Here is a 17,566-nt window from a genome sequence, read left to right as displayed (position 1 = left end):
GCCTACTGGAAGATCCAGTCGCTCGCGCTGAGCTGGCTGGGCGTCACGCCGACGATGTTGGTGATCGTCACCGGCCACTGGCCGCTGGCGTTCGGCCCGTCCATGTCGACGATCACCTGCGTCCCGCCGCCGCCGGGCTGCAGGGTCATCCACCCGTCGCGGATCGGATCGCTCCCGGTGTAGCCCGCCTGGTCGAAGAGCCCGCGCAGGTCGATCTTGTCGGTCCCCGGCGTGAAGTCGGTGATCTTGCCGGCGTTCCAGACCGGGTTGGCGAAGACGAAGCGGTCGGCGCCGCCGGCGCCGGTGAGCTGGTCCGGTCCCTGGCCGGCGTTCAGCGTGTCCGCCCCCGCGCCGCCTGTGAGCGTGTCGCCCCAGGCCTTCGAGGTCAGCACCTGGCCCGAACCGGTCGGCGGCGGCTCGCTCGCGCCGTCGTCGTTGGTGATCGTGCCGGTGGCCGTCGCCGCGCCGAGCGTGGTCCCCGACGAGGCGCCCGACAGCGTGACGGTGAAGGTCTCGCTGGGCTCCGCGGTGCTGTCGCCGGCCACGTTGACGACGATCGTCTTCGAGGTCTCGCCGGCCGCGAAGGTCAGCGTCCCCGAGGGCAGGGCGCCGCCAGCGAAGTCGGCCGCGCCCGCCGGGTTGGATTCCGAGCCGCTCACCGACCAGTTCGCGGTCGAGGTCCCGCCGGTGTCGCCCGTGCGCGTGACGGTGAAGCTGAACGCGGTCGAGCCGCTGTTCCCCTCCGCCAGGCTCAGCGTCGTCGTGGAGAACGCGAGCTGCGAGCCGGTGGCCGGCGGCGGATTGGTCGTGCCGCCCCCGCCGCCCGCGAGCTGGCTCCAGGTCACCGGCTGGGTCACGCCCTTCAGCAGGATCACGTAGTTGGGCCACTGCTGGCCGGTCGCCGCGCCGTCCCGGTCGAACAGGATCTTGGTCCCTTGGGAGTCCTGCAGCAGGGAGATGTACTTCGCGCCCACCGGGTCCGAGCCCGCGTAGCCGGAGGCATGCAGCAGGGCCGACAGGTCGATCCGGTCCGTGCCGACCACGAAGTCGTTCACCGTCGCCGGCGACCACGGCTCCTTCGCCCATTTGAAGGTGTCGGCGCCCGCGCCGCCGGTGAGCACGTCCGGCCCCTGGCTGGCGTTGATGGTGTCGTCCCCGGCTCCCGCGGTGACCGTCGAGCCCGGGCCGGGCGAGGTGTAGACCTGGCCCGAGCCGGTCGGCGGCGGCTCGCTCGCGCTGTCGTCGTTGACGATCGTGCCTGTGGCCGTGGCGGTCCCGAGCGTCGTGCCCGACGAGGCGCCGGACAGGGTGACCGTAAAGGTCTCCGCCGGCTCCACGGCCGTGTCCCCGGCCACGTTGACGGTGATCGTCTTGGAGGTCTCGCCCGCCGCGAAGGTCACGGCGCCGGAGGGCAGCACGCCCCCGGCGAAGTCGGCCGCGGCCGCCGGATTGCTCCCCGACCCTGTGACCGTCCAGTTCGCCGTGGAGGTTCCGCTGCTGGCGCCGGTTCGGGTGACCGTGAAGCTGAAGGTCGTCGAGCCGGAGTCGCCCTCGGTGAGGCTGAGGGCCGTGGTGGTGAAGCCGAGCTGGGAGCCGGTCGGCGGGGGCGGGTTGGTCGTCCCGCCGCCGCTTCCGGAGAGCTGCGCCCAGGTCAGCCCTGCGGGCGAGACGCCCTGCAGGGTGGTCACGTGGAACGGCCAGTCGCCGGTGTTCGGCGCGTCGCGGTCGAACAGCACGCGCGTGCCGCCGGCCCCGTCGCTCTCCAGCTTCATGCGGCCGTCGGCGATCGGGTCGGAGCCCGAATAGCCGCTGGCCTGGAAGATGCCGGAGAGGTCCAGCTTGTCCGTGCCGACCACGAAGTCGGTGATCTTGCCGGCGCTCCAGGGCAGGGCGGCGAAGGCGAACTTGTCGGCGCCCGCCCCGCCGGTCAGCACGTCGGCCCCCTGGCTGGCGTTGATCGTGTCGTCGCCGGAGCCCGCGGTGACCGTCGAGCCCGGGCCCGGCGAGGTGTAGACCTGCCCCGACCCGCCCGGCTGGCCGCCGCCGTCGTCGTTGGTGATCACGCCGGAAGCCGTCGCCGTGCCGAGCGTCGCGCCGTTCGCCCCGCTGAGCGTCAGGGTGAATCCCTCGTCGCTCTCCGCCGTGGTGTCGCCCGCCACCTGGACGGTGATCGTCTTGGTCGTCTCGCCGGCCGCGAAGGTGATGGCGCCCGAGGGCAGGGTCCCGCCCACGAAGTCCGCCGCGCTGGCCGGGTTCGCCCCCGACCCCGTCACCGACCAGTTCACCGTCGAGGTCCCGCTGGTCGAGCCCGTGCGGGTGAGGATGTAGCTGAAGGTGGTGGCGCCGCTGTTCCCCTCGGCCAGCGTGACCGTGCTGGTCGAGAACGAGACCTGCGGCGAGGTGGGCGGCGGCTGGCCGCCCGTGTCGTCGTTGGTGATGAAGCCGGTCGCCGTGGCCTGGCCGAGCTTGGCGCCCACCGGGTTCACCAGCGTGACGAGGAACTCCTCGTTCGCTTCCTGGAAGCTGTCGCCCTGCACCCAGACCTGGATGTAGGCGGTGGTCTGGTTGATCTCGAAGGTGACTGTACCGGAGGGCAGGGCGCCGCCCTGGAAGTCGAGCGCGTCGGCCGGGTTCGCCCCCTGGCCGCGGATCTGCCAGCCGACCGTGACCTTCTCGCTCTGATCCCAGTCGCGGATCACCGTGAAGGTGTAGAGCGTCGCGCCCGAATTGCCTTCCGGATGGCTGACGCCGGCCATGGGGCCCACCGACACCACGGCGTTGATCCCGCGCGGCGGGTTGATCACGTCGTAGAGCTGCTGCTGCCCGCCGGCGGTGGTGGAGATCACCTCGCCGTTCGCCGTGACGCCGGTGAAGTCGCCCGCCACCTGCCGCGTCGGGCCATACCAGCCCTCGCCGTCGTAGGCGAAGGCGTCGAAGGCCCGGCCGTAGACCTTGCCGTCCACCCCGTCCCAGGAGGCGGCGAAGCCGCCGTTCTTCAGGGCCACGATGTCGATGTCGCCGGTGGAGCGGCCGAGCTCGTGCTTGGTGAAGGTGTTGGTCGCCGGGTCGAACACCATGACCCAGGCGTCCTGTCCGGAATCGCCGGGCTGCATGTAGCCGAGCGCCACCTTGCCGTCGGTGAGCCAGGTCCCGGAGCCGGTGAACGCGCGCGAGTCGCCGGCCATCAGGGCCGTCGCCTTGCCGAGCGTCGAGCCGTTGGAGACCGCGCCGAACACCGCGCCGGCGTCCTCCCAGATGACGAAGGTCTGGCCGGGCGGCAGGGAGCCCGGCTTGGCGTCATAGACGGCGATCTTGGCGGTGGTCACCGCCTGGCCCGAGCCTTCGAAGGCGACGGGCGCGTTCACCGCCCCGCTGGTCAGCCCGCCGTCGGCCCGCATGGTGGCGGCTGGGACCTCCGGCGCGCCGCGCTCGATCACCGCCGAGTTGTCCGCCAGATTGTAGGCCCGGACGTAGTCGATCTTCATCTCGGCCGGGTACTGGAGCGAGTTCGGCTCGCCGCCCCAGCCGCCCACGGCGAGGTTGACGATCATCGCCATGGGCTCGGTCCAGTTGGCGGGGGTGGCCGTCTGCATCACCGCCACGCCGTCGTAGTAGAAGGTCACCTGGGTCGGGGTCCAAAGCATGCCGTAGGTGTGCATGCCCGACGGATCGACCTTGTAGCCGTTGTCGTAGAGGTTCTCCGACCCGCCCCAGGCGCGCCGGTAGTCCACGTTCGGCGTGGCGGCCAGGCCCTCCATGATGTCGGCCTCGACCTGGGCCACATAGGGGAAGGGGATCATCCAGAACGCCGGCCAGGCGCCCAGCGCCGTAGGCAGCTCGGCGCGCATCTCGAAGTAGCCGTACTTCTGCTCGAAGATGCCGTAGGTGTTGAGCATCCCCGACGAGTACTCGCGGCCCCAGGCCGCCTCCCGGTCGGAGTCGGCCAGCCGCTCGGCCTTGATGGTCAGCACGCCGTTGTTCACAGACAGCGGCGTGTAGTTGTCGAACTGCCGCTCGCCCTGCCCGTAGAAGGCCTGGGTCGTATAGACCTGCCGCTCGCCGTTGGAGGTGAGGGTGTAGGCCCACTCGTCGCGCAGGTTGCCGCCGAAGTCCGAGCGCCACTGGCCGGTCTGCAGCGAGTGGTCGTAGACCTGCAGGCTGTCGAACTCGTCGTGGAAGGTGAGCGCGCCGAGCTTGGAGGTGTCCAGCGGCAGCAGGAACTGCCGGTCCTGGAACGTCGACAGCGTCTCGTCCCGGAACGTCAGCGTCTCGTTCGCGCTGAGCCGCAGCACGACGTCGGAGCCCTGCTGGCTCATGGCGCCGCGGATCTCCTGGGCGGTCTTGAAGCCGTAGCCCCAGAGCTGGAGCTGGCTGTTGCCGTTCCAGTTGTAGATGACGTCCGAGCCCTCGCCGGCGCGGACCATGAAGGTGGTCTTCTGCGTGGCGGCGCCCACCAGCACGTCGTCGCCCGCGCCGCCCCACATGAAGTGGGTGTTGTCGTCGACGATGATCAGGTTCCCGAGGTCGTTGCCGATCGCGTAGTTGAGCTGCCCGTTGACCTGCAGGTTCTCGACGTTCGGGGCGAGCTTCAGCGAGGTCCAGCCGATCATGGTGTCGACGCCGCCGCCCGGCTGCTCCACCACCCGGTCCTTCGGGTCGGTGATCCAGTGCCGGTTGTCGAGGTTGTTGCCGATGAGCACGTCGCCGCCGCCTTCGCCCGAGAGCGAGGAGTGGCCGGCCGGCGCGTTGATCGTCTCGTTACCCGCAGACGTGCCCGCGACCCGCGCCTGTTCGGGCGCGCTCTCCGGCATCGCGACGCCGCGCGAGTTGTAGTAGGTCATAAGCTAGCTCCACTGATCCGCGCGTGAGAACACGCAAATGAGGCGGCGGGTTCAGCGGCGCCGTACGGATTTGAACAACACGTATGTCATGCGACATTTCTGCAGCTCCACCATGGAGCGGCTTAGCTTCGTCTCTCGCGTTGCTCGGAGTTTGCCGAAGAGACTGAATCGGGTCAGACTCTTCTAAATTCACATCTGTCTGGAACTTGCGCGCCGCCTCGTGTGTTGTTGCGCCCCTCGCGCATCGACCCTCGGGGCCGACAGGGCGTGGAATCCTTTCGCGCGCTGCCGCGTTGTTCCCGGCGAGGAGGCTCCGCATGACCCTTGAGACCACGCTCCAGCGCCGCTTCACCGTCCACGGCGTGGACGAGGCGCCCTCCCGCGGCCATCTGGTGGAAGGCGCAAGCTTCGAGGACGCCGCGCTGCACTACGTGGCCGACTGCCACCCGGCCGCCGATGCTGACGACGAGGTCGCGTTGCTGGTGGAGGACTGCGAGACGGGCGAGCGTCAGTGCTTCCGGATCGACCTCGTCACCGGCGAGACGGCGCCCTGCGCCTGACGATGGCCGGCGCGGTTCAGTGGCCGGTGGGATTGCCGCTCCGGCTCTCGTCGTCCTCCGGCGGGCGCGCGTCCCAGACCGACGGGCTCTGCACCGGCACGGCCACGTCCTCGATCGGCGGCCCGGCCTCGGCGGGGCCGTCGTAGGTGCGGGGCTCGGCCAGCTCCGGCGCCAGCGGGTGGTCGGGCTTCTCGTTGTGACGGACGCTGACCAGGTGGTCTGGGGACGGCTCGTAGTGGGTCTCGTCCCGGCGGCTGCCATGGGCGACCTGGCCGCTCTCGGTGGAGTCGCCGGAAAGCTCGACGCCGGCCTGGATGTTCTTCTCGGGGGTTTTGTCGGTGCTCATGCTCGCCTCCGCCCCGACAAGCGGCCGGGGCGGGGCGAGGTTCCGGGGAGCTAGAGGACGCCCAGCATCTCGGCCACCAGCGGGTGGCGGACGATGTCGCGCTCGGCCAGACGGACCACGGCGATGTTGCCCACCTCCTCCAGTTTCGTGGCGACCGGGCCAAGGCCGGAGAGCTCCGGCAGCAGGTCCGACTGGTTGGGATCGCCCGTCACGACCATGGTGGAGTGCCAGCCCAGCCGGGTCAGCAGCATCTTGAGCTGCACGTAGGTGCAGTTCTGCGCCTCGTCGATGACCACGAAGGCGTTGTTCAGTGTCCGGCCGCGCATGAAGCCCACCGGCGCGATCTCGATGGCGCCCTCGGCCATCAGGGCGCGGACCCGCTTCATCGACAGCCGGTCCGACAGGGCGTCGTAGAGCGGGCGCAGGTAGGGGGCGAGCTTGTCCTCGGCGTCGCCGGGCAGGAAGCCGATCGACTCGCCGGCCTCCACCGCGGGGCGGGACAGCACGATCCGGCCGACCCGGCCGCTCTCCAGCGCCTCCACGGCCTTGGCGATGGCCAGGTAGGTCTTGCCGGTGCCGGCCGGCCCCAGCGCCATGACCAGGTTCTTCTCGTCGATGGCCTTCAGCAACTGTTCCTGGCCGGGCGACTTGGCCTTGATGGTCTTCAGGTAGCCCTGCTCGCGGTCGTCGTTCGAATGACCATGCCCGTGGCCATGGCTGTGGCCCAGCGGCGTCCACCCGCGGTCGATGGGCAAGCGGCGCACCTTATCGTCGCCCTCGAACTGACCGGCGTCGAACGCGCCTTCGCGCAGTTGTCGCTTCAGGGCTCGCTTGCTCATGAGGGCCTCCCGATAGGGCAAGAAAAAAGGGCGTCCCGCGTGGGAGCGCCCTTGGACATGGAGGAATGCAGACGGAAGCGGCGGCGTCGCGCGGGGCCAGGGGGCCCGCTGTCCGGCTCGGATCCGGGCGGTGTCGCCCAGAGGAAAGACCAACTCAGCGCCATCAACTCCGTCCAGCGCGAGACACGGGACCGATGCTCGGCCCGCGGCGGTTCCGAGATGGCTATCGCCCCCTCGAATCGCCCGACTAGAATGATGCTAGCGTGGTTTCCTAACGGTTAAACGAACCCATTGGCCAAAGAAGAAGGGTGAGGTGATGGCTGTGTACAACTTGGGCAATGTGACGCCCGAATTACCGAACGATGACGAATACTGGATTGCGCCGAACGCCGCCGTGATCGGCAATGTGATTCTCAAGAAGAACGCGTCTGTCTGGTGGGGCGCAACCCTGCGTGGCGACAACGATCCCATCGTCATCGGCGAGGGCTCCAACGTGCAGGACGGCTCGGTGCTGCACACCGACACCGGGTCGCCGCTCACGCTCGGCGCCAACGTCACCGTCGGCCACCTTGTCATGCTCCACGGCTGCACGATCGGCGACAACTCGCTCGTCGGCATCGGCTCGATCGTGCTGAACGGCGCAAGGATCGGGAAGAACTGCCTGATCGGCGCCAACTGCTTGATCACCGAGGGCAAGGAGATCCCCGACAACTCGCTGGTCATGGGTGCGCCCGGCAAGGTGATCCGCGAGCTCACCGACCAGCAGGCCGCCATGATCGCCCTCGGCTCCGCCCACTACGTGGAGAACTGGAAGCGCTACAAGCGCGAGCTGATCGAGACCTAGTTCCTCGCCCGTCGGCGGAGGTGGATCGGCGCGCCAGCGCCACGGAGGGTCGGAACCGGGTTCCGAGCGGCCCCCCTCCACCGCTCAGCGGTCCCCCTCCCCGATGGGGGAGGGACTCCCCGCCTAGTCCTCGTCCCCGATCTCGTCGCCGACCGCCTCGGTGACCAGCTTGCGCCAGACGGGGTCGGCGTCGTCCACGAGGTCCACGTCGTCCAGCAGGGCGACCACGCCGGCGCCGTCGGGCAGGATCAGGCCCAGCACCTCCATGGTCTCGCCGTCCTCGGTGCCGTGCGCCTCGGCCTGGACGGCGACGGCGGCCTGCTCGCCGTCCTCGCTCCACCAGATCACCGGCTGCGGTAGGTCCATGTCGATCGGGGCAGGGGCCTTAGTGTCGCCCAGCGCGAACACCGCCGCGCCCGCCTGCACGTCCTCCAGCGTCGCCACCCGGCCGGCGAAGGCCGGCAGGCGCGCCCAATCCTCCACGTCGTAGCCGCCGCCTTCGAAGTCGTCGGGATCGTCGCGCATGGCGGGGCTCCTGCACGGTTGACGGACGCAACGGCGCCCGCCGAGCCTCTCCTTATAAAGAGAGAGGGAGGGCGTCATGGCCTATCAGTTCATCCAGGTGGAGCGGGACGGGCCGGTCACCACCTTCATCCTCAACCGCCCCGAGGTGCTGAACGCGCTGCACTCGCCGGCGCACTTCGAGCTGCACGAGGCCTTCGACGCGTTCGCCGCCGACCCCGAGCAGTGGGTGGGCATCGTCACCGGCGCCGGCGACCGCGCCTTCTCGGCCGGTAACGACCTGAAGCACCAGGCCGGGGGCGGGGAGATGAAGAGCCCGCCGTCCGGCTTCGCGGGCCTGACCTCGCGCTTCGACCTGACCAAGCCGCTGATCGCGGCGGTGAACGGCGTGGCCATGGGCGGCGGCTTCGAGATCGCGCTCGCCTGCGACATCGTCATCGCCTCGGAGGCGGCCACTTTCGCCCTGCCGGAGCCGCGGGTTGGACTGGCGGCGCTCGCCGGCGGCCTGCACCGCCTGCCGCGGGCCATCGGGACCAAGCGGGCCATGGGCATGATCCTCACCGGCCGCCGCGTGTCCGCCGCCGAGGGCAAGGAACTAGGCTTCGTGAACGAGGTGACCGCGCCGCAGGACCTGATGCGCACCGCCCGCGAATGGGCCGCGATGATCGCCGAACTGTCCCCCATGTCGGTCCGCGCGTCGAAGGAGGCGGTCTACAGGGGCCTGGACGAGGCGAGCCTCGAGGCCGCCATCCGCGGCCAGAACCGCTATCCGGCGGTCGCCGCCCTGTTCAAGTCGGAAGACTTCGTGGAAGGTCCGCGGGCGTTCTCGCAAAAGCGCAAGCCGGAGTGGAAGGGACGCTGACGCCCTGCTTGTCCGCGCCCGCCAATCTGGTCACATAGCCCCGGATGTGACGGGGGCGTTCGCATGGTCGATATGGGAACGGTGGGCGATGCGGCGACCGCGGGCCTGGTGGCGAGCGCCATCGAGCGCCCGGCCGGCCATGCCGGCGAGCGGCATCATCACTGCGCGGACTGCGGGGCCGAGGTCACCGGCCGCTTCTGCGCCAACTGCGGCCAGCCGGCCCACGTCCACCGCAGCCTGCTGCACCTGGGCGAGGAGATCCTCCACGGGGTGATGCACTTCGACGGCCGGGTCTGGCGGACCCTGCCTCTGCTGATGTTCCGGCCGGGGCGCCTGACGCGGGAGTGGGTGGAGGGCAAGCGCGCGCGCTACGTCTCGCCGCTGGCGATCTTCCTGTTCACCGTCTTCGTCATGTTCATGGGGCTGAGCTACCTGCCGGGCGCGCCGGAGAACTCGTTCGCCGGCCAGCAGATCAACGCGAGCGCCGAACTGGCGCGCCGCTCCGCCGCCGTGTCCCTGGCCGAACAGGCGCTAGAGGCGGCTCCGCCGGCCGAGCGCCCGGCCGCCCAGGCGCGGCTGGATGAAGCCAACGCCCGGCTCGAGGCAGTCAGCGAGACCGTCGGCGAGGTGCGCGTCGCCACACCCGAGACGGTGATCCGCAAAGGCGGCGCCGGCGACGGCGACTGGAAGGAAGACATCGCGGAGGACGCCCGCACCGGGAAGCTCGACCTCAACCTCGGCAACGACAAGCTCGAGAAGAAGCTGATCAAGAAGCTCCAGAACCCGGAGCTGGCGCTCTACAAGCTGCAGCAGTCGTTCTACAAATTCTCGTTCCTGCTGGTGCCCATCTCGATCCCGTTCGTGGCCCTGCTGTTCCTGTGGAAGCGTGGCTTCACGCTCTACGACCACGGGGTTTTCGTTCTCTACTCGCTGACCTTCATGTCGATCCTGACCATGGCCCTGGTGTTGGCCACCCGGCTGGGCGGCGTGGCGGCGGTGCTGGCCTGGACCGTCGCGCCGTTCGCGGTGCCGGCGCACATGTATTTCCAGTTGAAGGGGGCCTACGGGCTGTCGTGGTTCTCCGCCGCCTGGCGGACCTGGTTCCTCTTGTGGTTCTGCACCTTCGCGCTGACCCTCTTCGCGCTGGCGATCCTCTACCTCGGCATGATGTGATGGCGGCGCTTGCCAGAAAGTGACGCCTGCGTCACGTTCGCGCCAACAACATCGGGGAAGCGCCGTGGAACGGTACGACTACATCATCATCGGCGCCGGCTCGGCCGGCTGCGTGCTCGCCAACCGGCTGACGGAGGATCCGTCCACCCGGGTGCTGCTCATCGAGGCCGGCGGCAAGGACGCCTCGATCCTGGTCAAGATGCCGGCCGGCGTCGGACAGTTGATCGGCAAGCAGGGCCCGTTCAACTGGGGCTTCTGGACCGAGCCCGAGCCGCACCTCGACGACCGCCGCCTCTGGTGGCCGCGCGGCAAGGGCTGGGGCGGCTCGTCCTCGATTAACGGCATGATCTACATCCGCGGCCACGCCCGCGACTACGACCAGTGGCGGCAGATGGGCCTGCCGGGCTGGGGCTACGCCGACGTGCTGCCCTACTTCAAGCGCTCCGAGACCTACGAGGGCGGGGCCGACCCCTGGCACGGGGGCGAGGGGCCGCTGAGGGTTTCCAAGGCCGCCTCGCCGAACCCGATCTACAAGGCCAGCATCGAGGCCGGCCGGCAGGCGGGCTATCCGCTGACCAGCGACTTCAACGGCTTCCAGCAGGAGGGCTTCGGGCCCTACCAGCTCACCATCCACGACGGCCAGCGCTGGAGCGCGGCCCGCGGATACCTCCACCCGGCGCTGGCCCGGCCGAACCTCACCTGCCTGACCAACACCCGCACCACCCGCATCGTCATCGAGAACGGCCGCGCCGTCGGCGTCGAGGTTATCGAGGGCAAGAAGCCGGCGCGGATCATCCACGCGAACGCCGAGGTGCTGCTCAGCGCCGGGGCCGTGCAGTCGCCGCACATCCTGCAGCTCTCCGGCATTGGCGACGGCGAGGAGCTGTCGCGCCACGGAATCAAGGTGGTCCACGAGCTGCCGGGCGTCGGCGCCAACCTGCAGGACCACCTGGACGTCTGCCTGAGCTGGGAGTGCCCTCAGCCGATCACCGTCTATTCCATGCGCAAGGGCCTGGTGAAGACGCTGGGCGTCGGCCTCTCCTACATGCTGTTCGGCAAGGGGATCGGCCGGCAGAACTTCCTGGAGAGCGGCGCCTTCCTGAGCTCGCGGCCCGATCTCGACCGGCCGGACCTGCAGATCCACACCGTGCTCGCGATCATGCAGGACCACGGCAAGGTGTCGGTGCCGAAGGACGGCTTCACCTTCCACGTCTGCCAGCTCAGGCCCGAGAGCCGTGGCCGGGTGGGCCTGAAGAGCGCCGACCCGCTGGCGGATCCGGCGATCTTCGCCAACTACCTCTCGGCCGAGGAGGATCGCCGCGCGATCCGCGAAGGCGTGAAGATGATGCGCGAGGTGGCCGCCCAGGCCGCGCTGGATCCCTACCGGGGAGCCGAATATTCCCCCGGCGCCGACGTGAAGACCGATGCCGAGATCGACGCCTGGGTCCGCCGGTCGGCCGAGACGATCTACCACCCGGTGGGCACCTGCCGGATGGGGGCCGTGGGGGACCGCATGGCGGTGGTCGACGCCGAGTGCCGCGTGCAGGGGATCGAGGGCCTGCGGGTGATCGACGCCTCGGTGATGCCGACGCTGGTGGGCGGCAACACCAACGCCCCGACGATCATGATCGCGGAGAAGATCTCCGACGCCATCCGCGGCCGCGCCTACCTGCCGGCCGAGGACGCGCCGGTCTATGGCGACGAGGCTCGGGCGGCCTGAGGCGGCCGCTCGAGGTCAGGCCACCTGCCGGCCGCCGACGGCGGCGAGCCGCACGCGGGGGGCCTCCTCGTTGGCCGCGCCTGGACGGCGCAGGCGGCGCATCGAGAGCTCCAGCGCGGGGCGGCCCATCAGGCGGGCCACCATGGACAGCGGCTGGTAGAGGCCGAGGAACCGGTCCGGGCCGCCGTCGTGCGCCGTCAGCGGCGCGAACAGCACCTCCATGGGCAGGCTGGCGCCGTCCGTCACCACCTCGGCCGTGGCGACCAGCGGCTCCGGCCGCAGGCGGATCTCCTCCAGCGCGGTCTGCAGGCGCAGGCGGTCCGGCCCGGACCACAGCGTCAGCGCGTTGACGCCCCGCAGGTCCTGCCGGTGCAGGTCGCCCACGAAGCCGCCGGACAGGCGCACGGCGTACTGGCCCCGCGACTCGCGGCCCAGGATGAACACCTGCGGCATCAGGTGCCGGAAGTCGGCGGGCTGCACGCTCGCCCGCGACGGCGCGCGGCCGTTCGCGGCGCGGGCGGTCCAGTAGGCGATCATCCGTTCCGTATTGGAATGGAACATGGTCTGGCGCTCGTCGCGGCCGGACGCGGCCGCACACCGCTTGCAGGAAATCCCGGCGCCAGCGGCGGACTGTCCCGCGATGGGACAGTCCGCCTACGGTCTTACTTCGCCGCCGTCCCGGCCCGCGCCACCTGCGATTGGGGGCGCACCACCAGCCGGTAGGCGCCGTCCGGCTTCAGGAAGGTCTGGGCGGCGCGCTGCACGTCGGCGGCGGTGACCTTCTCGGTGCCGGGGATCAGCTCGCGGATGACGTCCAGCCGCCGCGGATCGTCCTGCGCGCCGGAGAGCTGACCCAGCCAGTACTGGTTGGTCACCCGGGCCCGCTGGAAGCCCTCGATCCGGGGCTTCTTGGCGCGGGCGAGCTCGTCGTCGCTGATCGGCTTCGCCTTCAGGTCGGCGGCGATCTTCTGCACGTCGGCGAAGAACTCCGGCAGCTTCTCGGGCGGCACCTCCACCGAGGCGGCGATGTAGCCCCAGCCGGTCCAGACCAGGCTGTGGTTGTAGCCGAGCGAGGGCGAGTAGGTGGAGCCCTGCGCCTCGCGCAGCTCCTCGGTCAGGCGCAGCCGCATGACCTCGCCCAGCACCGCCGTCTCGCGCGCCCGCTGCGGGTTCTCCCAGAAGTCGGTGGTCGGCCAGCCGATGTAGCCGACCGACTGGTCGGGCCGCCCCTTGTGGGTCAGCACCACGGGCTCGCTCACGGGCGCGGGGAAGCGGACCTGGCGCTGGCTGTCGGCCGCCGGCTTTACATCCGGCCGGCGCGGCAGGGCGCCGAAGGTGCGGGCCACCGCCTCCACGGCCTTGTCGACGGTGGTGTCGCCGACGATCACCACCTCCACCGCCCCGGCGGCGAGGTGGGGGGCGATCTGCGCCTGCAGCTCCTGGAGCTGGGCGCCGGCGATCTCCTCGCGGGTCGGGAAGGTCCAGCGGGGATCGCCGCTGTGCAGCAGCCCGCCCAGGTCTCGCGACAGCACGCCCGAGGTCGTGGCCTCGTACTGGTCGTGGATCGTGCGGCCCGCCGCCTTCAGGCGCTGGAAGGCCTCCGGCCGCCAGCCGGGCTCGGCCACATAGGCGGCCAGCACCTGGAGCTGGGTCGGCAGGTCGTCGGTGCGCGTGCCGCCCGACAGCACGAAGGACTCGTCGCCGATGGAGAAGCCGGTCCCGTAGACCTTCGAGGCCAGCACACGCTCCATGTCCTCGTTGCTGATCTTCTTCAGGCCGCCCTCGAGGAAGGCGCTCGCCGCCCAGCTCATGCTCTGCCGATCCTTCGGCAGGTCCAGCATCCCGTGGCCGACGTTCACCCGGACCAGCACCTCGTCGTCGCGGAAGCTCGTGGGCTTCACCGTCAGGCGCACGCCGTTCGCGAAGCGGACCAGTGTCGTTCCGAGGTCCGCCACCTCTCGCCGCTCCGCCACCTGGCCGGGCTGGCCGAAGCTCTCGTACGGCCAGGCGACCTGCGCCGGGGCCGCAGGCGGGGTGACCGCCACCTGCCGCGAGCTTTCCAGCGCGGCCAGCACCGTCGTCTCCGCGCCTTCGATCGGCTGCGGCGTGGCCACGAAGACCAGCGGGCCGCTGCGGTCGAACGCCTTCTTCAGCGCCGCCGAGACCTCCTCGGCCCTCAGCCCCTTCACCTGCGCCTCGAAGAGCTCGAGGTCGTAGGCCGGGCTGGTGACCACCAGGTCCTCGCCGAGCGAGCCCACGATCTCGCCGGCCAGGTCGGCCGGGCGGCGGGTGGCGGCGCCGGCCACGGCGGCCTTCAGCAGAGCCCGCATCTCCTCGATCTCGCGATCGAGCTCGCCCTGAAGCACGCCGTAGCGCACCGCCCGCCGCTGCTCCCGCTCGACGGCCGCCAGGGCGTCGCGCCAACGGGCCGGCTCGGCGTTGACCGCGATGGTGGTGGTCTCCTGGCTGTCCAGGGTGTCGCCGGCATAGGCCCCCGCAGCGATGAACGGCGGCTCGGCCGAGCGCGCCAGGGCGGAGAAGCGGCGGTTCAGCACCGCGAAGCCCAGCCGCTCCACCAGGTCCTCGCGGCGGGTGGCGGCGTTGTCGGCCCGGTGTTCCGGCGGCGCGATCCAGGAGATCTGCATGTTGAGCGGCGCGCCGGGCTCGACCACCACCTTGGCCTCGGTCCTGCGCGGCCGCACGGGGCCCAGGTCCGGCTCCACCCCCGCCGGCCCCTCCGCCGTCCAGTCGGCGAAGCGCGCGCGGATCTTCGCCTCCATGCCGGCCACGTCGAAGTCGCCGACCACCACCAGCACCGCGCGCTCCGGGCGGTACCAGCGCTGGTAATAGTCCCGCACCTGGCTCGCGGGTGCGGTCTTCAGCACCTCCACCTGGCCGATGGGATAGCGGGTGGGCACGCGCTGGCCCGGCATCAGGAAGGCGAACCGCTCCTTCAGCAGGCGGTAGCCCGGGGTGTCGCGGGCCCGCTCCTCCGACAGCACGATGCCGCGCTCCCGGTCGACCGCGGCCTGATCGATGGTCAGCTCGCCCGCCGCCTCCCGCATCAGCATCAGCGAGGTGTCGATGGTCTCGGCGTCGGTGCGCGGCAGGTCCAGCTTGTAGATGGTCTCGTCGAAGCCGGTGGAGGCGTTGGTGTCGGCGCCGAAGGCGAGGCCCAGCCGCTCCAGGATCTTCACCATCTCGCCTTCCTTCACCCCCTTCGAGCCGTTGAAGGCCATATGCTCGAGGAAGTGGGCGAGGCCCTGCTGGGCGTCGGTCTCGTTCAGCGACCCCGTGTCGAACCACAGCCGGATGGCCGCCTGGTTCGGCGGGATCGACTGCTTGCGGACGGCGTAGCGCATGCCGTTCGGCAGGGCGCCGAAGCGGATGTCGGGATCGGCCTTGAGGTCGGATTTCGCCTGCGGCCACTGGCCGGGGGCCAGGGCGGGGCGGGGGCTCTGGGCGGAGGCGGGCAGGCAGAAGGCCAGAACGGCGGCGAGCGCGAGGCCCGCGCGCAGGGGACGGATCATCTAGAGGTCCTGACGGCGTATGTGCGGATGCGGCACCTTCGGGGAAGGGGGCGGCAGGGGCAAGGCCGGAACAAGGCGCCATCGCGCCCGCGCCCGAGAACGCCTAAATGGGGAGGCGATGACCATGTCCCACTTCCAGGAATCGGCAGACGGGCCGCGTTTCACGCCAGGGCCGGACGACGAGCGGCGGATGCGAGAGCCGGTGTTCAATCGCGGCGCCTGGCCCGTGCTGGCGCTCGTCGGCGCGATCGTCGGCGGCTACGCCCTGCAGAGCCGCGTGGACGTCGATACGGTCGCCGCCGCCTTCGCCTTCACGCCGGATTCCCTGGCGACCGGCCGCTGGTGGACCCTGTTCTCGTCCCAGTTCCTGCACGGCGGCTGGTCGCACGCCCTGATGAACGCCGCCTTCATCCTCGCCTTCGGCACGCCGGTCGCGCGGTTCTTCGGCCTGGGGCTCCCGGGCGCGCTCTTGTTCTACGCCTTCTATCTGACCTGCGGGGCCCTGGCGGCCCTGGGGTTCGCCGCCGTCCATCCGGGCCAGGCGGTCGCGCTGATCGGCGCGTCCGGCGCGGCCTCCGGGCTGATGGGCGCGGCGGCCCGGCTGATCGCCGGCTACGGCCGCGTCGGGCCGATCCTGTCCCGGCCGGTGATCGGCATGGGCGCGGCCTGGCTGATCGTGAACCTGATCATGGCGGTGGTCGGCGCGGCCCTGGTGCCGGGCGCGGGCGACGCGGCGGTGGGCTGGGAGGCGCACCTCGCCGGCTTCGCCGCCGGCGTGCTGGTGATCGGACCGTTCGGCTGGCTCGCGCGGCGCGGGTAGGGCCGCCTCACGCGCGCGTGCATTGATCTCCTCGCTCTTTCGGGTGACGGTGTTCTCCAACTTAACGGGAGGACGCCGGATGCTGGTGTCGCAGATCCTGAGGTCCAAGGGCGACCTGGTGTTCACCGCCAAGCCGGACGACACCGTGGCCCAGGTGGCGCGGCTGCTGAACGACCTGCGGGTGGGGGCGCTCGTGGTGCTCGACGCCGACCGGGTGGTGGGCATCGTCTCCGAACGGGATGTGGTGCGCATGATGGCCGAGGCGGGCGCCGACGCGCTCGAGCGGCCGGTCTCCGCCTGCATGACCAAGGATGTGGTCTACGCCGAGCCGGGCGAGACCGTGGACCATCTCCTCTCTCGCATGACCGACCGCCGCTTCCGCCACCTGCCGGTCTGCCGCAACGAGCGCCTGGTGGGCATCGTCTCCATCGGCGACCTCGTCAAGGCCAAGATCAGTGAGGTCGAGGCCGAGGCCGACGGTCTCAAGGCCTATATCGCGGCGAGCTGATCGGGATCCCCTCCGAAGGAGGGCTGAAAGCCGGCGGTGCGTCGGCGAGGGCGGAGGACCAGGCGTCCTCCGCCCGCTTCATGCGGGCGTCAGCTCGCGGGGCGGAGCAGGTCCGCGCCGGCCCCGCCGCGGGCGGCGTCGGCCAGGGTGTAGCCTTCCAGGACCGAGGCCGTGGCGTCCCGCGCCCGCATCAGCGCCTCGCGCAGGGAGCAGGCCTCGCGGTCGGGGCAGTCGTCGCACTTGCGGTAGTTCAGCCGCGGGCTGACGCATGGCGCCAGCGCCAGTGGGCCGTCGATCACCCGGATCACCTCGGCGAAGCTGATCTCGCGGGCGGGGCGGGCGAGGGTGTAGCCGCCGAACTTGCCCCGGCGGCTGACCACCAGGTGGTTGCGGGACAGCTCGAGCAGGATGGCTTCCAGGAACTTGCGCGGCGCGTCGGCCCGGAGCGCCAGCTCGCCGGAGGTGACCTGGGGCGCGCCGGCGCGGGCGAGTTCCACGAGCGCGCGCAGCGCGTAACGGGCCTTCTGGGACAACATGCTTCGACTTACCGCCTCCCCCTTTCCTTCTTAAGGCGCCGGGCGGCCCATAGCGAGGCGGCGGGGCGCCAGACTGTCGCAGGCGCTTGCCGATCCGCGCGCGGCGCCCATCTGGGGAGGCGTCCGGGCGAGAGGCCTGGCGGTATCTTCGGAATCCGCCGGTTTCAATAAAGTTCGGACCGGCCGGTTGACGCCGGCCGGGGGCGCGAATAGATAGCGCCTCCCGCTCGGGGGCGGGGCGATCCGAAGACGGAGAGACGGACTAAGGTCTTGATTTCCTGATCGAATGCCTTAAGTACCCGGGCCTCAACCGACACCGTCCTCGGCCACCGCCGGAGCTCTTCCGGAGGCGGGTTTGGACGGTCTTCTGGTCTCCCTCCGGTCCGCCGGAACGATCCGAAGAAAGGCTCAAAAGGCCGGTTGACAGTTCTGAGGTGGTTCCCTAGATAGCCGCCTCCGCCGGCC

14 protein-coding genes are annotated in these 17,566 nt (G+C 70.6%); 7 read left to right on the top strand and 7 right to left on the bottom strand.

Annotated features, from left to right (window positions below; all coding sequences use genetic code 11):
• Positions 1–2: 2 nt before the first annotated feature.
• A complete protein-coding gene (locus ACE3Q8_RS03735; protein ID WP_374468899.1) occupies positions 3–4,841 on the bottom strand; it encodes a Calx-beta domain-containing protein in 4,839 nt (1,612 codons plus the stop codon).
• A 317-nt stretch (positions 4,842–5,158) separates the two neighbouring features.
• On the opposite strand from ACE3Q8_RS03735, the gene ACE3Q8_RS03730 reads away from it, so the two are divergent.
• Positions 5,159–5,401, top strand: coding sequence for a DUF5961 family protein (locus ACE3Q8_RS03730; protein WP_374468898.1), 243 nt, complete (start codon positions 5,159–5,161; stop codon positions 5,399–5,401).
• Positions 5,402–5,417: 16 nt separating this feature from the next.
• On the opposite strand, the gene ACE3Q8_RS03725 is transcribed toward ACE3Q8_RS03730, so the two are convergent.
• Together ACE3Q8_RS03725 and ACE3Q8_RS03720 are read right to left on the bottom strand one after the other, a co-directional pair.
• On the bottom strand, positions 5,418–5,747 hold the full coding sequence (locus ACE3Q8_RS03725; RefSeq protein ID WP_374468897.1) for a hypothetical protein: 330 nt from the start codon (positions 5,745–5,747) through the stop codon (positions 5,418–5,420).
• Between the two features lie 50 nt (positions 5,748–5,797).
• On the bottom strand, positions 5,798–6,586 hold the full coding sequence (locus ACE3Q8_RS03720) for a PhoH family protein (protein WP_374468896.1): 789 nt from the start codon (positions 6,584–6,586) through the stop codon (positions 5,798–5,800).
• Positions 6,587–6,902: 316 nt separating this feature from the next.
• On the opposite strand from ACE3Q8_RS03720, the gene ACE3Q8_RS03715 reads away from it, so the two are divergent.
• A complete protein-coding gene (locus ACE3Q8_RS03715; RefSeq protein WP_374468895.1) occupies positions 6,903–7,430 on the top strand; it encodes a gamma carbonic anhydrase family protein in 528 nt (175 codons plus the stop codon).
• 123 nt (positions 7,431–7,553) lie between these two features.
• On the opposite strand, the gene ACE3Q8_RS03710 is transcribed toward ACE3Q8_RS03715, so the two are convergent.
• On the bottom strand, positions 7,554–7,955 hold the full coding sequence (locus ACE3Q8_RS03710) for a hypothetical protein (protein ID WP_374468894.1): 402 nt from the start codon (positions 7,953–7,955) through the stop codon (positions 7,554–7,556).
• 76 nt (positions 7,956–8,031) lie between these two features.
• Between ACE3Q8_RS03710 and ACE3Q8_RS03705 the strand changes: the two genes are divergently transcribed.
• The 3 genes from ACE3Q8_RS03705 to ACE3Q8_RS03695 all read left to right on the top strand — a co-directional run bounded on the left by ACE3Q8_RS03705 (position 8,032) and on the right by ACE3Q8_RS03695 (position 11,707).
• A complete protein-coding gene (locus ACE3Q8_RS03705; RefSeq protein WP_374468893.1) occupies positions 8,032–8,814 on the top strand; it encodes an enoyl-CoA hydratase-related protein in 783 nt (260 codons plus the stop codon).
• 63 nt (positions 8,815–8,877) lie between these two features.
• Positions 8,878–9,987: a DUF3667 domain-containing protein gene (locus tag ACE3Q8_RS03700; protein ID WP_374468892.1), complete on the top strand. Its 1,110-nt coding sequence runs from the start codon at positions 8,878–8,880 to the stop codon at positions 9,985–9,987.
• Positions 9,988–10,051: 64 nt separating this feature from the next.
• Positions 10,052–11,707, top strand: a complete 1,656-nt coding sequence (locus ACE3Q8_RS03695; protein WP_374468891.1) for a choline dehydrogenase — start codon at positions 10,052–10,054, stop codon at positions 11,705–11,707.
• A 15-nt stretch (positions 11,708–11,722) separates the two neighbouring features.
• Here ACE3Q8_RS03695 and ACE3Q8_RS03690 read toward each other — a convergent pair whose 3' ends face one another.
• Both ACE3Q8_RS03690 and ACE3Q8_RS03685 read right to left on the bottom strand, forming a co-directional pair.
• Complete coding sequence (locus tag ACE3Q8_RS03690; RefSeq protein WP_374468890.1) at positions 11,723–12,268, bottom strand: PAS domain-containing protein; 546 nt, start codon at positions 12,266–12,268, stop codon at positions 11,723–11,725.
• A 101-nt stretch (positions 12,269–12,369) separates the two neighbouring features.
• On the bottom strand, positions 12,370–15,237 hold the full coding sequence (locus ACE3Q8_RS03685; RefSeq protein ID WP_374468889.1) for a M16 family metallopeptidase: 2,868 nt from the start codon (positions 15,235–15,237) through the stop codon (positions 12,370–12,372).
• 118 nt (positions 15,238–15,355) lie between these two features.
• Here ACE3Q8_RS03685 and ACE3Q8_RS03680 point away from each other — a divergent pair, with 118 nt between their 5' ends.
• Together ACE3Q8_RS03680 and ACE3Q8_RS03675 are read left to right on the top strand one after the other, a co-directional pair.
• Complete coding sequence (locus ACE3Q8_RS03680) at positions 15,356–16,057, top strand: rhomboid family intramembrane serine protease (protein WP_374468888.1); 702 nt, start codon at positions 15,356–15,358, stop codon at positions 16,055–16,057.
• Positions 16,058–16,136: 79 nt separating this feature from the next.
• Positions 16,137–16,565, top strand: a complete 429-nt coding sequence (locus tag ACE3Q8_RS03675) for a CBS domain-containing protein (protein ID WP_374468887.1) — start codon at positions 16,137–16,139, stop codon at positions 16,563–16,565.
• A gap of 89 nt (positions 16,566–16,654) precedes the next feature.
• Here ACE3Q8_RS03675 and ACE3Q8_RS03670 read toward each other — a convergent pair whose 3' ends face one another.
• Positions 16,655–17,101: an Rrf2 family transcriptional regulator gene (locus ACE3Q8_RS03670; protein WP_374468886.1), complete on the bottom strand. Its 447-nt coding sequence runs from the start codon at positions 17,099–17,101 to the stop codon at positions 16,655–16,657.
• Positions 17,102–17,566: the final 465 nt, after the last annotated feature.

Source organism: Phenylobacterium sp. (assembly GCF_041913825.1).
Lineage (GTDB): Bacteria > Pseudomonadota > Alphaproteobacteria > Caulobacterales > Caulobacteraceae > Phenylobacterium.
Note: the sequence above shows the minus strand (reverse complement) of the source record. Positions and strands in the feature narration are given on the sequence as shown.

Bases quoted from the DNA above. Each gene is read 5' to 3' on its own strand.
- ACE3Q8_RS03735 (WP_374468899.1), bottom strand. From the start codon at position 4,841: ATGACCTACTACAACTCGCGCGGCGTCGCGATGCCGGAGAGCGCGCCC.
- ACE3Q8_RS03730 (WP_374468898.1), top strand. From the start codon at position 5,159: ATGACCCTTGAGACCACGCTCCAGCGCCGCTTCACCGTCCACGGCGTG.
- ACE3Q8_RS03725 (WP_374468897.1), bottom strand. From the start codon at position 5,747: ATGAGCACCGACAAAACCCCCGAGAAGAACATCCAGGCCGGCGTCGAG.
- ACE3Q8_RS03720 (WP_374468896.1), bottom strand. From the start codon at position 6,586: ATGAGCAAGCGAGCCCTGAAGCGACAACTGCGCGAAGGCGCGTTCGAC.
- ACE3Q8_RS03715 (WP_374468895.1), top strand. From the start codon at position 6,903: ATGGCTGTGTACAACTTGGGCAATGTGACGCCCGAATTACCGAACGAT.
- ACE3Q8_RS03710 (WP_374468894.1), bottom strand. From the start codon at position 7,955: ATGCGCGACGATCCCGACGACTTCGAAGGCGGCGGCTACGACGTGGAG.
- ACE3Q8_RS03705 (WP_374468893.1), top strand. From the start codon at position 8,032: ATGGCCTATCAGTTCATCCAGGTGGAGCGGGACGGGCCGGTCACCACC.
- ACE3Q8_RS03700 (WP_374468892.1), top strand. From the start codon at position 8,878: ATGGTCGATATGGGAACGGTGGGCGATGCGGCGACCGCGGGCCTGGTG.
- ACE3Q8_RS03690 (WP_374468890.1), bottom strand. From the start codon at position 12,268: ATGTTCCATTCCAATACGGAACGGATGATCGCCTACTGGACCGCCCGC.
- ACE3Q8_RS03685 (WP_374468889.1), bottom strand. From the start codon at position 15,237: ATGATCCGTCCCCTGCGCGCGGGCCTCGCGCTCGCCGCCGTTCTGGCC.
- ACE3Q8_RS03680 (WP_374468888.1), top strand. From the start codon at position 15,356: ATGACCATGTCCCACTTCCAGGAATCGGCAGACGGGCCGCGTTTCACG.
- ACE3Q8_RS03675 (WP_374468887.1), top strand. From the start codon at position 16,137: ATGCTGGTGTCGCAGATCCTGAGGTCCAAGGGCGACCTGGTGTTCACC.
- ACE3Q8_RS03670 (WP_374468886.1), bottom strand. From the start codon at position 17,101: ATGTTGTCCCAGAAGGCCCGTTACGCGCTGCGCGCGCTCGTGGAACTC.